The 25723-nt window shown below is 70.4% G+C and carries 8 protein-coding genes; 4 read left to right on the forward strand and 4 right to left on the reverse strand.

Going from position 1 to position 25723, the window contains the following annotated elements:
• Positions 1 to 260: 260 nt before the first annotated feature.
• From ACRWND_RS01785 to ACRWND_RS01795, 3 genes are all read right to left on the reverse strand, one after another.
• Positions 261 to 2795 (reverse strand): CehA/McbA family metallohydrolase, encoded by a 2535-nt coding sequence (locus ACRWND_RS01785; RefSeq protein ID WP_431945089.1) that lies wholly within the window; start codon positions 2793 to 2795, stop codon positions 261 to 263.
• A 390-nt stretch (positions 2796 to 3185) separates the two neighbouring features.
• Positions 3186 to 4787 (reverse strand): FGGY-family carbohydrate kinase, encoded by a 1602-nt coding sequence (locus tag ACRWND_RS01790; RefSeq protein ID WP_431945091.1) that lies wholly within the window; start codon positions 4785 to 4787, stop codon positions 3186 to 3188.
• 116 nt (positions 4788 to 4903) lie between these two features.
• Positions 4904 to 5338: a hypothetical protein gene (locus ACRWND_RS01795; protein ID WP_431945093.1), complete on the reverse strand. Its 435-nt coding sequence runs from the start codon at positions 5336 to 5338 to the stop codon at positions 4904 to 4906.
• Positions 5339 to 5848: 510 nt separating this feature from the next.
• Here ACRWND_RS01795 and ACRWND_RS01800 point away from each other — a divergent pair.
• On the forward strand, positions 5849 to 6598 hold the full coding sequence (locus tag ACRWND_RS01800; protein WP_431945095.1) for a lysophospholipid acyltransferase family protein: 750 nt from the start codon (positions 5849 to 5851) through the stop codon (positions 6596 to 6598).
• A 145-nt stretch (positions 6599 to 6743) separates the two neighbouring features.
• Here the strand turns inward: ACRWND_RS01800 and ACRWND_RS01805 are convergent, their stop codons facing one another.
• Positions 6744 to 7127 (reverse strand): VOC family protein, encoded by a 384-nt coding sequence (locus tag ACRWND_RS01805; protein ID WP_431945097.1) that lies wholly within the window; start codon positions 7125 to 7127, stop codon positions 6744 to 6746.
• Between the two features lie 241 nt (positions 7128 to 7368).
• Between ACRWND_RS01805 and ACRWND_RS01810 the strand changes: the two genes are divergently transcribed.
• From ACRWND_RS01810 to ACRWND_RS01820, 3 genes are all read left to right on the forward strand, one after another.
• Positions 7369 to 8763, forward strand: coding sequence for an MFS transporter (locus tag ACRWND_RS01810; RefSeq protein WP_431945099.1), 1395 nt, complete (start codon positions 7369 to 7371; stop codon positions 8761 to 8763).
• A 304-nt stretch (positions 8764 to 9067) separates the two neighbouring features.
• Entirely contained in the window at positions 9068 to 9280 is a 213-nt protein-coding gene (locus tag ACRWND_RS01815; protein ID WP_431945101.1) for an MbtH family protein, read from the forward strand.
• A gap of 440 nt (positions 9281 to 9720) precedes the next feature.
• The gene (locus tag ACRWND_RS01820) at positions 9721 to 25701 is read left to right on the forward strand and encodes a non-ribosomal peptide synthase/polyketide synthase (protein WP_431945249.1); all 15981 of its coding nucleotides are present in this window, start codon (positions 9721 to 9723) and stop codon (positions 25699 to 25701) included.
• The last annotated feature ends 22 nt before the right edge of the window (positions 25702 to 25723 follow it).

A 25723-nucleotide genomic window follows, 5' to 3' on the forward strand; every position in this document is an offset into this window, starting at 1 on the left:
GCCGCCTATCCGCGCGACCTCTTAGTTAGCCGAACGCGGCCCTCACGGCAAGGCCGGTCGCGGACGACGGCGGTCGGCGAGCCGACCGCCCGCGTGACTGACGCAGCGTCGGCTTCTGCCTCATGCACCGGCGCGGGCCGAAACGCGGGTGGAGCGCGGCGGGGCCCCGCCCGGACCGGTCAGGTGGAACTGCCGGTCCGAACGGGGCCCTGGAACGGGACGGTGCGGCGGCTCCTGGGTGCCGCCGGCAGCCAGCTCCCTCAGGCGAGCTTCACCCGGAAGACCTGCTGCGTCTCGTCGCGCTGGGTGCGGGTCGCGCCGCGGTCGCTGGTGAACACCACGACACCGCGGTGCAGGGCAGGCCAGGTGTTGTTGCCCTGCCGGCTCACCTGGGTGGCCGCGGACCAGCCCTTCTTGCGGTCGAGGGTGGCGGTGAGGACCTTCCACCGCCAGTCGGCCGAGCGGGAGTCGTACCAGACGGCGCGGACCGTGCCGTCGGGGTCCACCCCGAGCCTGGCCCGCTGGCTCATCGCGTCGGCGTCGAGGGCGACGTTCTCGAACGCCGTCCACGTGGTGCCGCCGTCGGTGGAGCGGCTCGCCCGCAGCTGGAGGTTGGCGCCGGAGCTCTGCAGCGCGCCGCTCTCCCAGATCGCGACGAACGTGCCGTCTTGGTCCACGGTCAGCGCCGGGTGACGGTCGGAACGGTCGCTGACCTTGCTGACCTGGACCGGGTTGCTCCAGGACTGGCCCGGCGCCTTGCGCACCGACGCCAGGATCTGCCAGTTGTCGGGATCGGTGCCGCCCGCGGCGGCCTGGCCGGCGGGCGGGGTGTGGCCGGTCCACAGCGGGTCCGGGTCGTAGCGGTCGTCCTGCCAGGTGATCACGGCGTGCCGGCCGTCGTGGACGGCGATCGCGGGGAACAGCGAGGCGGGGTAGCGCGGGGAGCGGGTGTCCTCGGGAACGCCGGGGCTGGTGGTCTTGCCCGCGGCGGAGACGTTCACCGCGGCCTTGTCGACGCCGACGATCTGCGCGTAGACGTCGAACGCTCCGCCGCTGTTGTCGGACCAGGCGACAAGGGGGTGCTTGTCGTCGACCAGAGCCAGCGCCGGGTGCACGGCGCGCCCCTTGCCCTTGCTGACCTTGCTCGGGGCCTTGAAGGACGTGCCGCCGTCGGCGCTGTGGGCCAGCAGGATCACCGGACGGTGCGGCTGCTCCTTGCCCTGCTCGTCCTGCCAGACCACCCAGACATCGTCGGACGTGGCAGCGATGCGCGGGAACCGCGCGGTGGCCGACCGGCCCGAGAGGGTGGCGGACGCGGTGGTCCTGCCCTTGGCGTCGAGGCGGCGGTAGACGACCTTGCTGGCGTGGTCCTCGTGCACCTCCGCCACCACGTGCGTGATGCCGCCGACGACCGCGACATCGGAGAAACCGGTGAACGCGCCCGGGTTGCCGACGACGAGTTCCGCCTTGTCGTGGGCGGTGTCGGCGGCCGGGAGCGGGATCTCGGGCCGCGGAACGGCCGGAGCGCCCACGGAGACGAAGATCGGCGAGGTGGCGCCCCGGAGCTGGTCCGGCAGGTTCGGGTCGGCGTCGGAACCGGAGGCGGCGCCGGGGGAACGGGCCTCGACCCGGAACCAGCCGTGGTCCGTGTCCTTGAGGACGAGCGGAAGCTCGTAGCTCTCGTTGGCACGCTGCGGACGGTAGGTCGCGACGGGCCCCGCCGAACGGCCGGGAGCCGCGTAGACGTGGACGGTGGTGCCCTTGCCGCCCTTGACCTTCACACGCAGTGCGGCCTTCTTGGGCAGCTTGCGGCTCGGCACGACCACTTCGTCGCCGCCGATCGCTTCGAACACGCCGTCGCCGTCGACGTCCGCCTCGATCGTCAGGAACGGCCCCGCGGTGTTCTGCGCGACCGTCGTACGGCCGCTGCGGAACCCGTCGAGGATGCCCAGGACCGAGCGCTCGGCCGCGAAGACGTGTGTGGTGGGCATGCCGGGGGCGTCGACGTCCCACAGCTCGCGGAAGTGGCAGTCGCTCGCCGCCGCCACGCCGAAGCGGAAGCCCGCGTTCCACCGGTTCTCCGCGTACTCGACCTGCTCGTCGGGGCCGGTGGAGACGTTGAGTACCTCGACGAGGTCCGCGCCCTGGACGCTGGCGTTGGCGCTCGGGCCGTCCGCCGGGGTGTACTCGCCGTCGTCGGGGTGGGCCTGCGACCACACGGCGCCCTGGGCGTGGGCGTCCCAGACCGACTGCTGTACGTGGCGGAAGGGCGCGGAGCCGGGCGGGTTGGCGCCGTCCACGATCACGTCCACGTTGCCCAGCACGATGGCGTGGGGAGAGCCGTTCGCCTCCTCGCCCGGGAGCAGCAGCAGTTTGGACGACTTCCACTGGGGGTCCCAGACCTGGTCGTACGTCCGGTGGTCGGTCAGGGGCATGAAGTCGAGCTTGGCCTCCTCGCCCTTCGCGATCTGGTCGCCGACGGAAAGGTTGCCGGGCAAGGTCTGGTGGGACGTCTGGCGGGGACCGCTGCCGTCCGACGAGTGGTCGTCGTGGACGTGGGTGTCACCCGCGAGCCATGTCCCCTTGGGGGCCTTCTTCCGGTTGAGCGCAGAGTGCCCGCCCGCCGGCTTGACCTTGCCGCCGGCCCCGGCGGCGGAACCCGTGGCCGCCTGGGCGGTGCCCACGCCGACGCCGACGGCCACGACGGCGGAACCCGCCATGACCACGAACCTCCGGCGGGTGAGGGCCGCCTCGGAACCGTGGTCCGGCTCGTCGGCCCGTGTTGCTGTTTCCATCTGCTGCGCCTTTGTGCGTGACGAACAAGTACGGGGCGCGCACCCGTTGTGCGCTGCCTCACAGAAGGACGGGTGAGCCACCTGCGGGCAACGCCGGTGTGACATACTGGTGAACGAATGCCATACGAGCTGACCGCGCCTCCTGCTCTCGTCACGCTGCCAGCCGCATCTTTTCTGTGCATGGGTCACATACCCCTCATGTGCGCGTGCCCCATGGGTCATTCGACCCTCATCGACAAGGTCGAACGGTTTTGGGGTGCCTCCGCCCGTGTCACCGCGCCGGACACAGCGTCTGTACACGTCCTTGGACCGTCCTCGTCGGTGGCCTCCTGTCACGGGTACGCCGGCGCCCCCGCTGTCCGGCCACACCGCCCAGGTGGTGCGGATCCGTCATGAGGGCGCACCGCCGGACGCGGCGTCCTCGGTGCCCGCGGCCTCGCGCCGCAGCCGGGCGAGGGCGTGGACCGTGTCGCGCGTCGCCGGGTACAGCTCCCGGTACAGACGGTGCAGCCCGTCGTATGCGGCACCCGCGGCCGGGTCCGGGACGCACCGGTCACGGACCGGATTCCACGCTGCGGTCGCCGCCTCGCCCTCCAGGTGGGCGGCCGCGAGCCGGGCGGCCCCGTAGGCGGCGCCGACGGTCACGGTGGGGATGTCCTGGGGCAGTCCGGTGACGTCGGAGACGATCCGCGTCCACAGCCCGCCCCGGGTCCCCCCGCCGACCGCGACGACCCTTTCGATGGCGGCGCCCGCCCGCCGCATGGCCTCGACGTTGTGCCGCACGCCGTGCGCGGTGGCCTCCAGCGCGGCCCGGTACAGGTCGCCGCGCGTGTGCTCGAGGGTGAGACCGGCGATCACGCCGCGCGCGTCGGGGTCGGCGATCGGGGTGCGCTCGCCCGCGAAGTAGGGGAGCATCGCGAGGCCGCGTGCGCCGACGCCGCTCTGCTCGGCCTCCGCCAGCAGGACCGCCCGGTCGGCCGCGCCGAAGAGGCCGCGCAGCCACTCGGTGACGGCTCCGGAGGTGGCCATGCCACCGGCCAGGGACCTGGTGCCAGAGTACGCGCCGACGGTGCTCCACAGCTCGGGCACCCGCAGTTGGCGGGTGACGGTGGCGATGAGGAACATCGTCGTGCCGTACATGAGCATCAGGTCGCCCGGTCGGGTCGCGCCGACGCTGACGGCCTCCGCCCAAGCGTCGACGGTGCCGGTGAGGACGGGTGTGCCGGGTGCGAGCCCGGTCGCGGCGGCCGCCTTCGCCGTCACCGTTCCGGCACGGTCACCGGGCCAGCGCAGCTCGGGCAGCTCCATGTGCGGCCATACCGCGTCCACCCAGGGGCGGTACCAGTCCTCGGCCCCGGTGTCGTAGAAGGGCACGGACTGACTGGCCGCATGGTGGTCCAGCACATAGGCGCCGGTGAGCCGGTGGACGAGGAAGGAGGACGGCATGAACAGCCGCCGGGCGGCCGCGAACACCTCCGGCTCGTGCTCGGCCACCCAGGCCACCTTCGGACCCACGGCCTGCGTGGAGAGGACGCTGCCGCACCGGTCGAGAACGGCCGGGCGGCCGAGTTCCGCGTCGAGCCGGGCGATCTGCGCGACGGCCCGCGTGTCCACCCCGTAGAGCACGGCCGGGCGCAGCGGCCGGCTCGCACCGTCGGCCAGCGCGACGCACGGGCCCATGCCGCTGATGCCGACCGCCGCCACCGGTCCCGGGCGTCCCACGCCGACGCCGGTTGGGCTGCTTCCGCCGCTCGCACCGCTCGCAGGGCCTGCGCCTCCCTTCGCGTCCGGGCCGCCCAGGTGACCTGACAGCAACTCGCGGGTGATGTCGCGGAACTCCCGCCACCACACTTCGGGGTCCATCTCGACGTGTCCTGGTCGCGGGCGGGAGACGGTGTGTGCGCGCACCGCGGTCGCGATCACCGTGCCCGAGGCGTCGACCAGGACACCCTTGCTGCTTGATGTGCCGATGTCGACACCGAGGTAGGCCATGACCGCATGTCACCACACCGCCGGGCGCCGACGACGGGCAACGCGGCCGCCCTTGACGGCCTCCGCCTTCCGCGCACCGCCGCCCGTCCCGACCCGGCCCCGCCCCCGGCTGCCGCTCAACCCGGTGGGCGGGAAGTGCGGCGGGCCTGCTTCATCTCGGCCTCGTACAGGTGGTCGCGCCCCTGTGCGAGTTCGTCGACGAGGCGCCGTTCAAGGTCCGCGAACCGCCGGTAGTAGGTCCGGTCGTAGGACTCGACGATCTGGAAGGTCCAGTGGCCGGGGATGACATCGCGTCCCAGGATCTCCCGTTCCACGACGTCGGCGTGTGACGCGTGACCGGCTTCCCTCAGCAGTCGGACGGTACGGTCGAGTTCGAGGTCCGCGGTCCCGGTCAGCTGGTGGAAGGAGTACAGGTGGCCGCGGGCGCGCTCGGTGGTCTCCAGTGCCTTCGACAGGGACCCGAGTGCCTCGACCGTCAGATCGGTCATCCCGGGCGGGCGCCGATGCGCGGCGTCCGGCGGCTGCTGCGGTGTGTCAGGTTCTTCGCTCATCCCTGCGGTATGCCACGCGAGGGCGCCGGCCTATCGCCGTCCTCCCCCACCCGAGGGTGCGGGCCGTCGCGTGGGCCGCACGTCCGCCCCGGTCACGGCCCCTCGCCGGTGTGCACGGGGGCGGCAGGCCGGAGCGGCCGGGTGACAAGGGCCACAGCGAGCCGCCGGGGGGGACGGCGGGTTGCCCGGCGGACTCCACGGCACCTAGGATCTTGCAAAGTCAAGTAATCTGTCGGCACCACGGCGGTCCCATGCGCACGTCCACGAGTCCCCCTTCGAGCCCGCCCCGAGCGGCGGCACCCGCGGCGGACATCCGCCCGGCGGCCTGAACCGACAGGGCCCGCATCAGCCGCGCCCCCCATGCCGGCCCAGGCCCGTGCGCGGCGACTCCCGCCGCGACCGACACAACGAGCACGGCACTTCACAGGGGCACCGGTCTGCCGCAGCACCGGGGAACGACAGGAACAAGGCGGCGCCGCATGACGCCGCACGAGCAGAGGAGGACCCGGGGTGACCGGCAGATCCCACAACCCCTATGGCTTCTGGTACCGGCTGGCGGCGGCCATCGCGAAGCCCGTGCTGTTCGTCCTCGTCAAACGCCAATGGCGCGGGCACGAGCACATACCCGCGGAGGGCGGCTTCATCACCGCCGTCAACCACATCTCGTACTTCGACCCGCTCACCTACGGCCACTTCCAGTACAACAGCGGCCGGCCGCCCCGCCTCCTCGCCAAGGCGTCCCTCTTCAAGATCCCCTTCGCCGGCACGGTGCTGCGCAAGACCGGCCAGATCCCCGTCCACCGCGGGACCGCCGACGCCGCGCTGGCGCTGAGGGACGCGATCACCGCCGTCAACAGGGGCGAGTGCGTGGCGCTGTACCCGGAGGGAACCGTCACGCGCGATCCGCAGCTGTGGCCGATGGTGGCCAAGACCGGTGCGGCGCGCATCGCGCTGACGACCGGCGCCCCGGTCATCCCCGTCGCCCAGTGGGGCGCCCACCGCATCGTGCCGCCCTACGCGCGCGGAGGCCGCGGCGACCGCCGGGTGCGGCTGGTGCCCCGTCAGGCCGTGCACGTCGTGGCCGGACCGCCGGTCGACCTCAGCCGCCACCACGGCAAGGACATCACCCCCGACGTCCTCAAGGAAGCCACCGAGGACATCATGGCCGCCATCACCGCGCTCCTCGCCGACATCCGCGGCGAGCAACCGCCCGCCGAACGCCACTCCGTGCGCCGTTTCCCGCGTCAGCAGGCCGGATAGCCGCACGACCGCCTTCGGCTCGCTCTGTCACCGGTGGCGGGGACGGGTCGTGCGAGACAGCGCCGCGGGCCGGCGCCGTCCGGTCCGCTCGTGCCGCCGTCCGTCTCCCCGCCGTCTCCCTCCCCGCCGTCTTCTGGCCGCCGGGTCAGGAGGCCGTCGCGGCACGGTCGGACGCACTGCGCAGGACGCAGAACTCGTTGCCCTCGGGATCCGCCAGGACGGCCCATCCCGAACCGTCGGCTTCCCGGCGGTCGGCCACCACGGTGGCCCCCAGACCGAGCAGCCTCTCGACTTCATCCTCGCGCGAGGTCTCCGGACGCAGGCACAGGTGCAGCCTGTTCTTGCACGACTTCGGCTCGGGGACCTCGTTGAAGTACAGCGACAGCCCTGTCGGCAGGATCACCTGCGTCTCCCTGTCCCCCGGTCCGGTGCCCGGGGGCAACGGGCGGCCGGTCACCCCGCCCCAGAACCTGGCCAGTTCATACGCGTCCGCACAGTCGATCGCCACGTTCTGCACTGTCGAAACCATGCGCACGAGCCTGCCAGATCCCGGAACATGGCAGAACAGCCGCGCGGAGACCGAATGCAGCGCTGCATCGATCGGTGAGCCGCTGTCACCCAACCGGGTGTCCGGGGGTGTCGATCGCGGATCGGTTGGCGCGGCGGGTTGATCCGGCGCGAACCGTTGCTTTGACTCCGTGCACGTGGCGACCAACGGTTCTTCCTCCCGTACTCCGCAGTCTCTGGGAGCGGCACTGGACGGTGCGGCGATGTCGCGGCTGCACATGAGGTTCTGGCTGCTGGCCGCGCTGGGGATCCTGCTCGACGGGTTCGACTTCTTCGTCATCGCGGTGGCGAACCCGCTGATCGCCAAGGACTTCGGGGGCAGTGCGGCAGAGCAGGGGGTGCTGTCGGCGGCCGCGATCGTGGGGGCGGTGTTCGGTGCGGCGCTGCTGGGGCCGCTGGGCGACCGGATCGGGCGGAGCCGGATCTTCAAGGTCGACCTGTGGCTGTTCGTGGTGTTCTCGGTGGCGTGCGCGTTCGCTTGGGACATCTGGTCGTTGATCGTGTTCCGGTTGCTGTTGGGGGTCGCGGTGGGGCTGGACTACCCGATCGCGGCGAGTTACGTGGCGGAGATCCTGCCCGCGCGGAACCGGGGGCGGTGGCTGGTCGGCGCGTTCAGCCTGCAGGCGGCCGGGATCGTGCTGGGGGCGGTGGTCGGAGTGGTGATCCTGCTGGTGCTGCCGGAGACGGGGTCATGGCGGCTCATGCTGGGCTTCGGGGTCCTGCCGGCGCTGCTGATCATCGTGCTGCGGCGTAATGTGCCGGAGAGCCCCCGGTGGCTCGCGCAGAACGGGCGCGAACGCGAGGCCTGCGAGATCGCGGAAGCCATGACCGGGCAGCAATGCCATGTGACGGAGGCGGACCGTGCACGGGGCGACCCGCCGTCGGAAGGATTGACGGCTTTTGCGCAGCCCCGATTGTTCTCCAGGCGGCTGTGGCGGCGCACGGTCTTCACCGCCGTCCCGTGGTTCCTGATGGACATCGCGACGTACGGGGTGGGGATCTTCACCCCGACGCTGCTCACGGGGCTCGCACTGAGCGGCGCGCACGCCACGTTCATCTCCGAGGACATCTCCTCGACCGAGGGCACGGCGGCCCTCGACGCCTTCCTGGTGGTCGGTTTCGTGCTGGCGATCGTGCTGGTGGAACGGGTGGGGCGGACGCCGCTGCAGCTCGCGGGCTTCGCCGTGATGGCCGTGGCACTGTGCCTGCTGGCCGTCGCCGAGTCGCTGCCCGGTGGCGGCGACGGTCATCTGCCCCTGGTTCTGGCGGGCTTCGCTCTGTTCAACACCTTCATGAACCTGGGCCCGAACGCCACCACCTTCGCCCTCCCTGCCGAGGTGTTCCCTTCCGAGGTGCGGTCCGCGGGCCATGGCTTCGCGGCCGCCTGCGGCAAGCTGGGCGCGGCTCTCGGGACCTTCCTCTTCCCGGTGTTGCTGGACGCCGTCGGGACCGCCGCACTGCTGTTCGGAGTGGCCGCCACCAGCGCACTCGCCTTCGTCGTGACGTGGGCCTTCCGCATCGAGCCCCGCGGGCGCTCCCTCGAGGAGCTATCCGGTGCCGAGACAGCTACACTCGCACCGCGCGTCACCCCGCCGTAACGGCCCATACGCCATGTGACGCAGGAACCAGCGTCGTTCCGGGCGGCGTCCCGGCCGACCTGAGCCCCAACCGCCCGCTCCACATCGCCGGTCCGCCATCCGGCGCAACCGGCACAGCCAGGACCCGCCTGGCTCCGGACAACGAAGCGGCTCACCTGCCACCTGCCACCTGCCACCTGCCACCGCAAGATCATCCTGGAGCCGGCCGGCGGTAACTCCACGTTTGCTTGTGATCGCTACGTTTCGCGGAGTCCAGTTCCGTGCTACCGCAGGCAATGTGCACGTACATCAGAAAGAACCAGACGTGACGAACCCGTTCGAGGACCAGCAAGCCCCTTACCTGGTGCTGGTCAACGCAGAGAAGCAGCACTCACTTTGGCCGACCTTCGTCGACGTCCCCGAGGGTTGGGACATCGCCTTCGGTGAGGCATCACGCCAGGAGTGCCTGGATTACGTCGAGCGCACATGGACCGACATGCGCCCCCAAAGCCTGATCGATGCCATGGACGGCCAATAAAGAGCGGCGACATCAGCCGTCCGTAGACCCTCAGCGGCTGCACTCGGCCGAGCAGCTCCAAGCCGGGACCGCCGCACGCGCTACACGTCTTCGCCGCTCTCGGAAATCCGAGACGGCTCTCCGGGCCCGGCGCCCCGGACCGAACGTGCGCCAAAGGCCACCTGCCACCTGCCGGGCCCCCGAACTCCTCACCCGTGCCGCATGAGCGGCAGCGCGTAACCGTGTGACCCGCGAGAACTCACCGCATCTTCGCAGACGGTTACAGGAATGCGCCGGTCGCCACTCGGGCGGGTCCAGCATGACACCGCGCTCGCGGCCGGACTTCTGGGACCTGAAGTGCAACGCGCCTGCCACTTCTGCGGCCTAACGGATACAAAGTCCGTGCAGAAATGAATTCGCGCTGATTTCTCGCTGGATATCAAGTACACGGGATGTTCGATATGCCGAACCATGCCACAACGGCCCTGACTGCAGCTCAGAAAGGCATTTGGTACTCCCAGGCACTGGATCCGACCAGCCCGGCCCAGAACATGGTGGAGTACCTGGAGATCTCCGGCCCTCTGCAGCTCGGCTTGCTGGAGAAGGCGTTCGGCCAGGTGCTGGCCGAGGCCGAGCTGTCGCATCGGAGGTTCGGGCAGAGCGACGACGGGCCGTGGCAGGTGGCAGAGCCCCTGCGTGACTACCGCTTGCCCGTGATCGACCTGCGGGATGAGCGCGCGCCCCTGGCGGCCGCCGAGGCATGGATGCGTGCCGACGCGGCACGTCCCGCCGATCTCGAACACGGCCGCATCATCACCTTCGCCGTGCTACTGGTGGGTGACGACAGAAGCATGGTGTACCTGCGGGCCCACCACATCGCAGTGGACGCCGTCGGATACGCGGTATGGCTGAACCGGGTCACGGATGTCTACACCGCCCTTGAGGAGGGACGGGACTGCCCGTTCACGCCGTTCGCGCCCCTCGAGGAGATCGTGGCCGACGACGAGGCGTACCGCGGGAGCGCGCAGTTCGCGCAGGACCGTGCGTACTGGACGGAGCGGATGGGGGACGCGCCCGACGTCCTTGCCCTGGCCTCACGGACGGCGTCGGCGTCCCACCATGCTCACCGCCGGACCGCCGTGGTTCCGGCTGAGATCGCGCAGTCGCTTCGACAGGTGGCCCGCGCGTCGGGCGTCGCCCTGCCGGCCCTGCTGATCGGGACCGCCGGGCTGTACGTGCATCGGGTGGCGCAGGTGCGTGATGTCCTGCTGGGACTGACTGTCACGGCGCGCAAGGGGTCGCGTGTGAGGGGGGCGGTGGCGAGCATGGCCCAGGCGCTGCCGCTGCGCCTGCGTATCACGGGTGGCATGAGCGTGCGTGACCTGGCTCGGGAGGCTTCTGCAGCGAGCCGGGGCGTTCTCCAGCACCAGCGTTACCGATACGCGGACCTGTATCGGGACCTGAAACTCGCCCCTGCGAACAGTCGCATGTTCGGCCCCGAGATCAACTTCCTTCCTGATGACCGGGCACTCCCCCGGTTCGGACGATGCGAGACCACCGCGCGCACTTACCTGGCGAACGGTGCGGTGGACGACCTGACGATCCTCGTATACGAGCGTGACGCAGGCCTGCGGCTGGATTTCCTGGCCAACCCCGCGCTCTACACCGAAGAAGAGAATGCCGCCCACCAAGCGCGGTTCGTCCATCTGCTCGCGGCCCTGGCCCGGCTGGAGCCCGATGCGCCGATCTCCCGGTTGGATGTGGCCACCCCGGTCGAACGCCACCGCACTTTGGTCGAGTGGAACGACACCACCTGTGACCTTCCCCTCCCGCCGCTTCCCACCTTGTTCGAGGCGCAGGTCGCGCGCACGCCGGACGCGACGGCGGTGGTGTCCGAGGACACCCGGTTGACGTATGCGGAGCTGAACGCCCGCGCGAACCGTCTGGCGCGGCTGCTGGTCACCAAGGGTGCCCGGCCGGAGGGCCGCGTGGCCATACTGATGGACCGTTCGGTCGACCTGGTGGTCGCCCTGCTGGCGGTGATGAAGTCAGGGGCTGCGTACGTGCCGGTCGATCCCGGTCATCCGGTCGATCGGATCGCCTATCTGATGGCCGACGCCCGGCCCGCGCTGGTGGTGACCACCCAGCCGGTGGCGCCGGTGTTGCCCGAAGGTACGGCGCCGCTGGTCGTGGATGCCCCGGAGACCGTCGAGGCGCTCACACGTCTTGACGATGGGGATCTGACCGACGCCGAACGCGGCGTGGCGCTGCATCCCGCTCACCCCGGTTACGTGATCTACACCTCGGGATCCACGGGCCGCCCGAAGGGGACGGTGATCTCCCACCACGCGCTCGACAACTTCGTCGCCGCCATGCGCGAGCACCTGACGCTGGACGCCGGCGACACCCTCGTCGCGGTGACCACGGTGGCTTTCGACATCCACGCGCTGGAGATGTACGTACCGCTGGTCGCGGGCGCCCGCGTGGTGATCGCCGACCACGACACCACCCGGGACCCACGGGCCCTGGCCGGGCTGATCCACCGGTCGGCGGCCACGGTGCTGCAGGCGACGCCCGCAGTGTGGCAGGCCCTGACTGCGGAGGCCCCGGACGCGCTGCCCCGACTGCGGGCCCTGGTCGGCGGCGAGGCACTGCCCCCCGCACTCGCTCGGCAGTTGACGGCGGCAGCGGTATCGGTGACCAACCTGTACGGCCCCACGGAGACCACTGTCTGGTCGACGCTGGCGACCTTGAACAGCGAACACGACAGCCGGGTACCGATCGGACAACCCATCCGCAACATGCGGGGGTTCGTGCTGGACGCCGCGCTTCGGCCGGTCCCGATCGGGGTCACCGGGGAGCTCTACATCTCCGGGGCCGGACTGGCTCGCGGCTACCTCGACCGGCCCGGCCTGACCGCGGAACGGTTCGTCGCCAACCCTCACGGCACTGCGGGCGAACGCATGTACCGCACCGGGGATCTGGCCCGCTGGAGCTCCGACGGACAACTGGAATACCTCGGCCGTACGGACGACCAGGTCAAGATCCGCGGCTTCCGCATCGAACCCGGCGAGATCGAAGCCGCCCTGGCCTCCCACCCGGCCGTCAGCCGGGCCGCCGTCGTCGCCCGCGAGGACCAGCCCGGCGACATGCGCCTGGTCGGCTACATCGTCCGCACCGCGGGCAGCGCCCTGCCCACGGACAGCACCGCCCTGCGCGCCCACGTCGCAGCCCTGCTGCCCGACCACATGGTGCCGGCAGCGGTCGTCGAACTGGACGATCTCCCGCTCACGGCGAACCGCAAACTCGACCGCAAGGCCCTGCCCGCCCCCGACTACGCCGCGGGTACCACCGGCCGGGGACCGGCGAACGCCCGGGAAGAAATCCTGTGCTCCCTGGCCGCCGAGGTCCTGGGCCTGCCGTCCGTCGCGGTCGACGACGACTTCTTCGACCTGGGCGGCCACTCCCTCCTCGCGACCCGTCTGGTCAGCCGGATCCGGTCCGTGTTCGGCGTCGAGGTCCCGATCCGGACCCTGTTCGAAACTCCCACGCTCCGAGAACTGGCCGCCCGGCTGACCACCTCCAGCGCGCCCCGCTCCCCGCTGGTGCCGACGCGACGACCGGAGCTGGTGCCGTTGTCCTTCGCCCAGCAGCGCCTGTGGTTCCTCGGCGAGCTCGAAGGCCCATCAGCCACCTACAACCTCCCGATGGCCCTACGGCTGACCGGCACCCTCGACACCCACGCCCTGCACGCCGCACTCCACGACGTGCTGGCCCGGCATGAAGTCCTGCGCACGGTGTTCGCCACCGTCGACGGCCAGCCGTACCAGCGGATCCGGGACCTCGACGCGCTCGGAGACCTCCTCACCGCCGTCGACGCCGAACGCGTCCCGCAGGCCGAGGCGACCCGCCTGGTCACCGAAACGGCGGAGCACCCCTTCGACTTGACACGCGATATCCCGCTGCGCGCCCGACTGCTCCGGACCGGCCCCGACGAGCATGTGCTGGTCGTGGTGGTCCACCACATCGCCGGTGACGGATGGTCCCTCGGCCCGCTCGCCCATGACCTCTCGACGGCCTACGCGGCCCGCACCGCCGGCAATTCCCCCGCATGGGCGCCGTTGCCCGTACAATACGTTGACTACAGCCAGTGGCAGCGCGACCTCCTCGGCGACGCGTCGGATCCAGCCAGTGTGCTGTCGCAACAGTTGGCTTACTGGCGCCAGGCGCTGAACGGGATCCCCGAGGAACTGGCCCTGCCGGTCGACCGACCCCGTCCACCGGCAGCCTCCCACCGGGGCACCACCGTGGACCTGCACATCGAACCGGACGTCCACCAAGCGATCGCGGACCTCGCCCGAGCACAGGGCGTCACCGTCTTCATGGTGCTGCAGGCCGCACTGGCCGTCCTGCTGCACCGCCTCGGCGCCGGCGACGACATCCCCATCGGCACCCCCGTCGCCGGACGCACCGACGAAGCACTCGACGACCTGGTCGGATTCTTCGTCAACACGCTCGTCCTACGCTCCGACCTGTCCGGCGATCCCACGTTCCTGGAGATGCTGAGTCAGGCACGCGAGACGGCCCTGGGCGCCTACGGGCACCAGGACGTGCCCTTCGAACGCCTGGTGGAAGTGCTCACGCCGACCCGGTCCGTGGCCCGCCACCCCCTGTTCCAGGTGATGCTCACCCTCCAGAACACCACCACGCCGAATCTCGAGCTGCCCGGCCTGACCACCGCGGTCTGGCCCACCAGCGGCGGTCCCGCCAAGTTCGACCTGGACGTCCGGCTCGACGAACACCTCACCGACCGCGGTACCCCCGCCGGTCTGCGCGGAGCGATCACCTACGCCACCGACCTCTTCGACCACCGCACCGCCACCAGCATCGCCGAGCGATTCATCCGAGTCCTCGCAACGGTCACCGCACAGCCGTCCGTCCCCGTGAGCCGGATCGACATCCTCAGCCCGGTCGAACACCACCGCATCCTGGTGGAATGGAACGACACCACCCGGGAACTTCCCCTCGCGACGCTTCCCGAACTGCTCCAGGCGCAGGTCGCCCGCACCCCCTCCGCGTCCGCCGTGGTGTTCGAAGGCGTCGAAGTCTCCTACGCCGAACTCGACACCCGCGCCAACCAGCTCGCTCGACTGCTGATCGAACACGGAGCAGAGCCCGAGCAACTGGTCGCACTGGCACTGCCACGGTCCGTCGACCTCATCGTCGCCATCCTGGCCGTACTCAAGACAGGGGCCGCCTACCTCCCCATCGATCCCGATCATCCGATCGATCGAATCGCCTACGTCATGGCCGACGCCCGGCCCGCGCTGGTGGTGACCACCCGTACGGTGGAGCCGGTGCTGCCCGAGGATGCGGCACGGCTGGTGGTGGACGCCTCGGAGACCGTGGAGGCGATCTCGCGTCTCGACGGCGCGGACCTGACCGACACCGAACGCGGCACGTCACTGCTGCCCGCCCACCCCGCGTACGTCATCTACACCTCCGGATCCACAGGCCGGCCGAAGGGCACCGTGGTCTCCCACCACGCACTCGGCAACTTCATCACCGCCATGCGCGAGCACCTGGCGCTGGACGCCGGCGACACCCTCGTCGCGGTGACCACGGTGGCCTTCGACATCCACGCCTTGGAGGTCTACGTACCCCTCATGTCGGGTGCCCGCGTGGTGCTCGCCGACCGGGACACTGCCCGCGACGCACAGGCCCTGGCCAAACTGATCCACCGGTCCCAGGCCACGGTGCTGCAGGCGACACCCGCAGTGTGGCAGGCCCTGACCGGGGAGGCCCCCGAGGCCATCGACGCACTGCGGGCACTGGTCGGCGGCGAGGCACTGCCCCCCGCGCTCGCCCGATCATTGACGGCGGCCGCGGCGTCGGTCACCAACCTGTACGGCCCCACGGAAACCACCGTGTGGTCGACGAGGGCAACCCTGAACCCCGGACACAACGGCCGTGTGCCCATCGGACAGCCCATCCGGAACACCCGCGTTTACGTCCTGGACGCGGCCCTCCGGCCGGTGCCGACCGGCGTGGCCGGAGAGTTGTACGTGTCCGGGGCCGGCCTGGCCCGGGGGTACCTCAACCGATCCGCACTGACCGCGGAACGCTTCGTCGCCAACCCCTATGGCACACCCGGCGAACGCATGTACCGCACCGGGGACCTCGCCCGCTGGAGCGCCGACGGACAACTGGAACACCTCGGCCGCACCGACCACCAGGTCAAGATCCGCGGCTTCCGCATCGAACTCGGCGAGATCGAGACGGCACTGGCCTCCCACCCGGCCGTCATCCAGGCCGCCGTCATCGCCCGCGAGGACCAGCCCGGCGACAAGCGCCTGGTCGGCTATGTCATCCCGAGCGACCACACGGACGGGGTGGACGTCGCGGATGTCCGCGCCGGCCTGTCAGCCGTGTTGCCGGACTACATGCTGCCTTCGGCGATCGTGGCACTGGACGCGCTCCCGCTCACGGCGAACGGCAAACTGGACCGCGAAGCACTCCCCGCCCCCGACTGCACTCCGACCACCGACGGCACCGGCCGCGGTCCGGTCAACGCCCAGGAGGAAAGCCTGTGCGCCCTGGCCGCCGACGTACTCGGCCTGCCGACCGTCGGAATCGACGACAACTTCTTCGACCTCGGCGGGCACTCGCTCCTCGCAACACGCCTGATCAGCCGCATCCGATCAGCGTTCGCAGTCGAGGTGCCGATCCGGACACTGTTCGAGGCTGCCACCTTCCGCGAACTCGCCGAGCGGCTGACCACCACCGCCCCCTCCAGGCCTGCCCTGGCGCCGGCGCTGCGACCGAAGCTCGTGCCGCTGTCCTTCGCCCAACAGCGCTTGTGGTTCCTAGGCGAACTCGAGGGCCCCTCCGCCACCTACAACATCCCCCTGGCCCTGCGGCTGACCGGCACACTCGACACCGACGCCCTGCACTCCGCACTCCGCGACGTCGTGAACCGGCACGAAGCCCTGCGCACCGTGATCACCACCACCGACGGCCAGCCCCACCAGCGCATCGCGCGCGCCGACGCAGTCGGTGACCTGCTCACCGTGATCGATGGCCAACAGGCCTCGCAGGGCGAAGAGGAGGCGGTGGCGCTCCCCTTCGATCTGGCGCACGAGATCCCGCTGCGGGCCCGGCTGATCCGGATCAGTCCCGACGAGCATCTGCTGATCGTCGTGGTCCACCACATCGCCGGTGACGGATGGTCGCTCGGCCCGCTGGCACACGACGTGTCGACCGCTTATGCCGCCCGCTCCACCGGCCGTGTACCGAGATGGGAGCCGTTGCCCGTCCAGTACGCCGACTACAGCCTGTGGCAGCGGGAGTTGCTGGGAGACGCGGGCGACCCCAGCAGCCTCCTGAGCAAGCAGCTCGCATACTGGCGACAGGCGCTGGGCGGAATCCCGGAAGAGCTCGATCTGCCCTACGACCGGCCGCGTCCACCAGTGGCCAGCCACCGCGGCGGCACCGTCGAGCTGCACATCGACGCAGACACACACCAGGCCGTCGCAGACCTGGCACGAACGCACGACGTCACCGTGTTCATGGTCGTCCAGGCAGCACTGGCCGCCCTCCTCCACCGCCTCGGCGCCGGAGACGACATCCCCATCGGCACCCCCGTCGCCGGCCGCACCGACCACGCGCTCGACGACCTCGTCGGATGCTTCGTCAACACCCTCGTCCTACGGAACGACCTGTCAGGGAACCCCGACTTCGTTCGACTCCTCGAACGCGTCCGTGAACGCGCACTCAACGCCTACGCACACCAGGACGTGCCCTTCGAACGCCTGGTGGAAGACCTCGCACCCACCCGGTCCATGGCCCGCCACCCCCTGTTCCAGGTGATGCTCACCCTGCGGAACACCACCACGCCGGACCTCTCACTCCCCGGCCTGAACATCGACGTCCTGACCACTGGCGACAGCCCCGCCAAGTTCGACCTCGACATCCAGCTCAACGAACACCTCACCGAGCACGGCAAGCCCGCCGGCCTGCACGGTGCCATCACCTACGCCACCGACCTGTTCGACCACCACACGGCCGCCGGCGTCGGCGAACGCCTCGCCCGTGTCCTCGAAACCGTCACCGCGAACCCGTCGGTGCCGGTGCACAGGATCGACATCCTCAGTCCCGTCGAACACGACCGCGTCCTCGCGGGTTGGAACGACACCACCCGGCCCATGCCGCAAGCCACCGTGACGGAGCTGTTCGAGGCCCAGGTCGCGCGCACTGCTTCCGCTCCCGCCGTGGTGTTCGAAGGCGTCGAAGTCTCCTACGCCGAACTCAACACCCGCGCCAACCAGCTCGCCCGACTGCTGGTCGGTCACGGGGCAGGGCCCGAGCAACTGGTCGCTCTGGCGCTTCCCCGCTCCGTCGACCTCATCGTCGCCGTCCTGGCCGTATTCAAGACGGGGGCCGCCTACCTGCCCATCGATCCCGGTCACCCGGTCGAGCGCATCGCGTATCTGCTTACTGAGGCCCGGCCCTCGGTCCTCATCGCCGCTGACGCGACGTGGGAGGGTCTGCCGAGTGTCGACGCAACTCGTCTGTCACTCGACGATCCGCGGCTGCGGCAGGACCTGTCGGGCCGCGCTGCGCATGATCTGTCCGACGGGGAGCGGCGCAGCCCGTTGCTGCTCGATCACAGCGCGTACGTCATCTACACCTCCGGCTCCACGGGGCATCCCAAGGGCGTGGTGGTCACACACCGTTCGCTCTCCAACAACATCACCGCCGTCGCGCCGGAGTACGGGATCGACAGGCGTTCGCGGGTGCTCGGGGCGACGGCGTTCAGCTTCGATGTGTCGGTGCAGGACCTGTTCGTCACCCTGGTCTCCGGTGCGGTACTCGTGCTGGTCGCCGATGACGATCGGGTCGACCTCGAGCGCCTGCGGGATGTGATGCGTGCGCAGGGCGTGTCGGTGGCGCATGTGACACCGGGAGTCGCGCGGCAGCTGGACCCTGCGTGCCTGCCGCAGTTGCGGATGCTCGTGGTGGGGGGTGAAGCCCCGGACGCGGGTCTCGTCACCCGGTGGGTCACTGCCGATCGGGAGTTCTACAACAGCTACGGGCCGACGGAGACGACCATCGGGTCCACGCTGATGCGGTGTGCCGCACCGTCGTGGAGCCGTACTCCGCCCATCGGCCGGCCCATAGCGAACACCCGGGCCTTCGTGCTGGATCGGTGCCTGCGGCCCGTGCCGCCCGGGGTGGCCGGGGAGCTGTACCTGGCGGGTGTTCATCTGGCGCGGGGATACCTGGACCGTTCCGGGCTGACGGCAGAGCGGTTCGTCGCGAATCCCTACGGGACCTCCGGCGAGCGGATGTACCGGACCGGGGACCTCGCCCGCTGGAACGCCGACGGGCAGCTGGAATACCTCGGCCGCGCCGACGACCAGGTCAAGATCCGCGGCTTCCGCATCGAACCCGGCGAGATCGCGGCCGCTCTTCTCTCCCACCCGGCCGTCACCCAGGCCGCCGTCATCGTCCGCGAGGACCAGCCCGGCGACAGGCGCCTGGTCGGATACATCGTCCCGGAGAGCGGTCCGGACGTTGTGGACATCACGGACGTCCGTGCCCGTCTGTCAGCCGTGTTGCCGGACTACATGCTGCCTTCGGCGATCGTCGCGCTGGACGCGCTCCCGCTCACGGTGAACCGCAAAGTGGACCGGAAGGCGTTGCCCGCGCCCGACTACACCGCCACGAGCCCGGGCCGGGAACCGCGGACCCCCCAGGAACAACTCCTCAGCCAGGCGTTCGCCGACGTCCTCGGCCTCCCCCACGTCGGGGTCGACGACGACTTCTTCGACCTCGGCGGCCACTCCCTGCTCGCCACCCGCCTCGTCAGCCGCATCCGCACCACCCTCCGGGCCGACATCCCGGTTCGCGCCCTGTTCGAAACCCCCACCGTCGCCGGACTCGCCCTCCGCCTCGCCGAGGGCGGCGCCGACGCCCCACGCCTGCCACTGGCGGTCCGGCCGAGGCCCAGCACGGTGCCGCTGTCGTACGCCCAGCAGCGCCTGTGGTTCCTGGAACAGCTGACAGGACCGTCCGCGCTCTACAACATCCCCATCGCCCTCCGCCTCACCGGCGACCTCGACCCCGAGGTCCTGCGAACCGCTCTCACCGATGTCGTCACCCGCCACGAGGTCCTCCGCACCGTTTTCGGGGTTGTCGACGGCGCACCTGAGCAGCGCGTCCTCGCCCACCAGGCGATCGACCTGCCGCTCTTCCCAGAGCAGGTGCCGGAGGGTGAACTGGCGTCGGCAGTGACCGGAGAAGCCCGTCGCCCCTTCGACCTGACCGACGAACTCCCCATACGAACACGGCTGTTCGCTGTGGCGCCACAGGAACACGTTCTGGTCCTGGTGTTGCACCACGTCGCCGGGGACGGCTGGTCCCTCGCGCCACTCGCCCGCGACATCTCGACCGCCTACACGGCTCGCGCCAACGGACAGGCGCCGGACTGGGAGCCGCTCCCGGTCCAGTACACGGACTACGCCCTCTGGCAGCGCGACCTTTTGGGCGACGGCCGGGACGCAGAGAGCGCCCTGAGCCGACAGTTGGGCTACTGGCGCGAGACGCTCGCCGGCCTGCCGGAAGAACTCGCCCTTCCCACCGACCGGCCGCGGCCACCGGTGGCCACCCACCGCGGCGGCACCGTCGGCGTTCGTATCGACGGCGAACTCCACCAGCGGATCACCAGCCTGGCCCGCGCCGAGGGCGTCACCGTGTTCATGGTGCTCCAAGCCGCCCTCGCGACCCTGCTCTTCCGACTCGGCGCAGGCGTCGACATTCCCATCGGGACCTCGTTGGCCGGCCGCACCGACGAAAGCCTGGACGAGCTGGTCGGGTTCTTCGTGAACACCTTGGTGATCCGCACCGACATATCGGGGGATCCGTCCTTCCGTGAACTGATGCACCGCGTACGCGAACGGGGTTTGGAGGCCTTCGCCCACCAGGACGTGCCGTTCGAAAGACTTGTGGAAGACCTGGCCCCCAGTCGGTCCATGGCCCGCCACCCCCTCTTCCAGGTCATGCTCGCTCTGCAGAACACCGCCCCGGCGAGCCTCGCTCTGCCCGGTGTCGATACCCACCTCATGACCACGGGTGACCAGCCTGCCAAGTTCGACCTCGACTTCCAGTTCCGCGAAGGCCACGCCGGCAGCCTGATCGGCTCCATCACCTACGCCACCGACCTCTTCGATCACGGCACGGTGGAGTCACTGGCCGAGCGGTTGGTTCGCATCCTCGACACCGTGACCGCCGACCCCGCACGGTCCGTCACGGCCATCGACCTTCTCAGCGCGGACGAGCGCCACGACGTGCTGTCGGCCTGGAACGACACGGCGCACGAGGTACGGGTCGCGACGCTGCCGAACCTCTTCCAGGCACAGGCCGCGCGCACCCCCGACGCCACCGCCGTGGTCTTCGAACACGTCAGGCTGTCCTACGCCGACCTCAACGCACGTGCCAACCGGCTCGCCCGCCTCATGGCCGGACGCGGCGCCGGACCCGAAAGCCTCGTCGCGGTCCACCTGGAGCGCTCCGCCGATCTCGTCGTCGCCCTGCTGGCCGTCCTCAAGACAGGCGCCGCCTACCTCCCCGTCGACCCGGACCACCCTGCCGACCGCATCACCCGTCTCCTGGCGGACGCCGGACCCGTGCTTCTGCTGACCAGCGCCGCCCTGAAGCCGGCGATCCGCGGACAGGTCCCCACCCTCGTCCTCGACGACCCGGAGCTGACCACCACACTCAGCCGCCTGTCCACACGCGACCTCGAGGACGGCGACCGCACCTGCGGCCTTCTCGTCGACCACCCGGCGTACGTCCTCTTCACCTCCGGGTCCACCGGACGACCCAAGGGCGTCACGATCACCCACCGGGGCCTGGTCAACCGATTGGCGTGGATGCAGGACGCCTACCGGCTGACCTCGGACGATCGGGTGGTGCAGAAGACGCCGTTCGGGTTCGACGTGTCGGTGTGGGAGTTCTTCTGGCCGCTGCTCGAAGGTGCGACGCTGGTGGCGGCCCGTCCGGGCGGTCACCGTGACCCGGGGTACCTGGCCGGGCTGATCCAGCGCGAGCAGGTCACCGTCGCCCACTTCGTCCCGTCGATGCTGCAGGCGTTCGTCGCCGAACCCACTGCCCAGGAGTGCACCTCGCTGCGGGCCGTGGTCTGCAGCGGCGAGACGTTGTCAGCCTGGTTGCGGGACCGGTTCCACGCGGCGCTGTCGATCCCGCTGCACAACTTGTACGGCCCGACCGAGGCATCCATCGATGTCACCGCCTACACCTGCGAACCCGGCGCCGCCACCGGCGGCGTGGTGCCCATCGGCCGACCTCTGTGGAACACGCGCGTGTTCGTGCTGGACGCCGCGCTGCGACCCGTACCGCCCGGCGTGGCCGGCGAACTGTACCTGGCCGGGGCACAACTCGCCCGGGGATACCTCGACCGGCCGAGCCTGACCGCCGAACGGTTCGTCGCCAACCCCTACGGCGAGCCGGGTGAACGGATGTACCGCACAGGTGATCTGGCCCGGTGGAACGCCGACGGACAACTGGAGTACATGGGGCGTACCGACGACCAGGTGAAGATCCGCGGGTTCCGCATCGAACTCGGCGAGGTCGAGGCAGCCCTCCTCACCCACCCGTCCGTCACGCGAGCGGCCGTGGTCGTCCGGGAGGACCGGCCAGGCGACAGGCGTCTGGTCGGGTACGCGGTGGCGGCCGGCGACGCTGACGTCGCCGAGCTCCGAGCGCACTCGGCTCGGGTGTTGCCCGAGTACATGGTCCCGGCCGCCATCGTGGTGCTCGACGAACTGCCCCTGACGGTCAGCGGCAAGCTCGACCGGCGGGCGCTGCCGGCACCGGAGTACAGTGCCGGGTTCGCCGGGCGTGGGCCGTCGACGGTGCAGGAGGAGATCCTGTGTGCGCTGTTCGCCGAGGTACTCGGCCTGCCCTCCGTCGGTGTCGATGACGATTTCTTCGAGCTGGGCGGGCACTCCCTGCTGGCGGTGACGCTTGTGGAGCGGGCCCGGGCGGCGGGTGTCGCGGTGGATGTGCGGACGCTCTTCACCAGCCCGACCGTGGCCGGTCTGGCGGCACTGCACGACGCTCCGAGGCTGGTGCTGCCCACCAACGGCATCCCCGCAGGTGCCACGACCATCACTCCGGAGATGGTGACGCTGGCCGACCTCACGACGGAGGAGATCGCTGACATCACCGCGCAGGTGCCCGGCGGTGCGGCCAACATCGCCGACATATACCCGCTGGCCCCGCTCCAGGAAGGCATCCTCTTCCACCACCTGCTGGAGGGCGAGAACGGCACCGATCTGTACACGCTGCCGTACGTCCTGCGCTTCGACTCCCGGCAGCGGGTGGACGACGTTCTCGCCGCCGTGCAGCAGGTGGTCGACCGGCACGACATCCTGCGTACGGCCTTCCTGTGGGAAGGTCTCCGGGAACCCGTCCAGGTCGTCCTGCGCACCGCCCCCGTTCCGGTCACGATCCTCCCACTGGAGGGCACGGACGCCGTAGGCAGCCTGCTGGCCACACGCACCACGCCGATGGACGTCCGGCGCGCCCCACTGATGCAGGCCGGCGTCGCGCAGGACCCGGACGGCCAACGCTGGTACGTCCTGCTCGAAGTGCATCACCTGGTGCAGGACCGTACGTCCCTCGCCCTGGTCTTCGAGGAGATCCGCGCGATCCTCTCCGGAAACGGAGACACGCTGCCGTCGCCGCTGCCGTTCCGTGAGTTCGTCGCACGGGCACGGCTCATGATCTCGGCTCAGGAGCACGAGCGGTTCTTCGCGGAGCTTGTCGGGGACGTGAGCGAGCCGACCGCGCCGTACGGGCTGCTGGACGTGCACGGCGACGGCCGCGGCGTGTCCGAGGCGCGCATGCCACTGGATGGCGAGGTGGCGCAGCGGCTGCGTGAGCAGGCGCGGCACCTGGGTGTCAGCCCGGCGACGCTGTTTCACGTCGCGTGGGCGCGCGTCGTGTCAGCCACCTCCGGCCGCGACGACGTGGTGTTCGGCACCGTGCTGTTCGGCCGGATGAACGCCGGAACCGGCGCTGACCGGGTGCCCGGCTTGTTCGTCAACACACTGCCCACCCGCCTCGTCGTCGGCTCCATGAGCGTGCGTGACGCCGTGGACGCCATGCGGCGGCAGCTCGCGGATCTGCTGGTGCACGAGCACGCACCGCTCATCCTGGCGCAGCGGGCCAGCGCCCTTCCCGCTCGGACGCCGCTGTTCACCTCTCTGTTCAACTACCGGCACGCCGAGGACACCGCCGCACCGACCCCCGAGGGCGTCGAACTGCTGCACGGCCACGAGCGCACCAACTACCCGCTGGAATTCGCCGTCAACGACCAGGACCCCCTGTTCACCTTCACCGTCCAAGCGGTGGCGCCGGTCGATCCGCGATCGGTGGGCGCCTTCATGCACACCGCGGTCGAGGATCTCGTCACTGCGCTCGAGGACGATCCCGGGCGGCCGTTGCGTGCGATCCACGTTCTGGACGACAAGGAGCGCCGACTGCTGGTCGAGTGGAACGACACCGCCCGCGACGTCGCCCCCGCGACGCTTCCCGAGCTGTTCCAGTCGCAGGCGGCCCGGACCCCGGACGCAGTCGCGGTGGTGTTCGAGGGCCTCCAGCTCACCTACGCGGAGCTGAACACGAGGGCCAACCGGCTGGCACGACTGCTGGTGGAGCGTGGTGCGGGTCCCGAGCAGCGGGTGGCGGTCATGATGGACCGCTCCCCGGATCTCGTCGTCACCCTGCTCGCCGTGGTCAAGGCCGGCGCGGCATACGTGCCGGTCGACCCCGAGTACCCGGCCGAGCGGGTGGCCTACGTGCTGCGGGACGCCAAGCCCACGCTGGTGGTCACCACCCGTCACATCGGAAGCGCTCTACCCGGAGCCGTGGCGCGGGTGGTGCTGGACGACCCCGCGACCATCACCGAGCTGGCCGGACAGGCCGGCGACGACCTGTCCGACGCCGACCGCGGCGGGGCACTGCTCCCGGCCCACCCCACCTACGTGATCTACACCTCGGGATCGACCGGGCGACCCAAGGGCGTGACGGTCCCCCACGCGGGTGTCGTGAACCGACTCGCGTGGATGCAGGACGCCTACCGCCTCACCCCGGACGACCGTGTCGTGCAGAAGACACCGTTCGGGTTCGACGTATCGGTCTGGGAGTTCTTCTGGCCCCTGCTCGAAGGCGCCACCCTCGTCATGGGCCGCCCCGGCGGACACCGCGACCCCGAGTACCTGGCCGAGCTCATCAAGCGCGAACACGTCACCATCGCCCACTTCGTCCCCTCCATGCTTCAGGTCTTCATCACCGCAGCCGAAACCTCCCCATGGGCCCTGCCATCGCTGCGCGCGGTCATGGCCAGCGGCGAAGCCCTGCCCGCCGAACTGCGGGACCGCTTCATGACCTCCTTCGGCGTCCCCCTGCACAACCTGTACGGGCCGACCGAAGCCTCGATCGACGTCACCGCCTTCACGTGCGAACCCGACGCTCACAACGACGGCGTCGTGCCCATCGGCCGCCCGGTCTGGAACACCCAGGCCTTCGTACTCGACACAGCACTGCGCCCGGTACCGCCCGGCGTCGCCGGAGAGCTGTACCTGGCCGGGATCCAACTGGCCCGTGGATATCTCGACCGGCCCGCACTGACCGCCGAACGGTTCGTAGCCAACCCCCACGGCGAACCGGGCGAGCGCATGTACCGCACCGGAGACCTCGCCCGCTGGACCACCGATGGGCAACTCGAATACCTCGGCCGCACCGACGACCAGGTCAAGATCCGCGGCTTCCGCATCGAACTCGGTGAAATCAAGACCGCACTCCTCGCCCACCCGGCCGTGGGCCAAGCCGCCGTCATCGTCCGGGAAGACCAACCCGGCGACAAACGCCTCACCGGCTACATCGTCCCGGCGAGCGAGTTGTCCACCGAGGACGTCGACGCCTTCCGAGCGGCGGTCGGTGCTCTGCGGAACCATGTCGCGACCCTGCTGCCGGAATACATGGTCCCGTCCTCGATCGTCGTCCTGGACGCGCTGCCGCTGACGGTGAACGGCAAGCTGAACCGTGCCGCCCTCCCAGCGCCCGATTACGCCGGCCAAGGCGAGCGCAGGGAACCTGCGTCAGCCGAGGAAGCCGCTCTCTGCGACATCTTCGGCAAGGTGCTGGGCGTCCCCGGCTTCGGAGTGGACGACAACTTCTTCGACCTCGGCGGGCATTCCCTCCTCGCGACCCAGCTCGCCGGTCACATCCGCGCCACCCTCAACAGGGAAGTGCCGATCCGCGCGATCTTCGAAACGCCCACTCCCGCCGGACTGGCGAAGCGGCTGGGACCGGAGAAGCACAGCCGGCCCGTCCTGCGTCCCCGGCCGCGCTAGGTCGCCGCTCCGCCCGTTCCCG

Origin of the sequence: Actinacidiphila sp. bgisy167, assembly GCF_965342175.1 — a bacterium.
Lineage (GTDB): Bacteria > Actinomycetota > Actinomycetes > Streptomycetales > Streptomycetaceae > Actinacidiphila.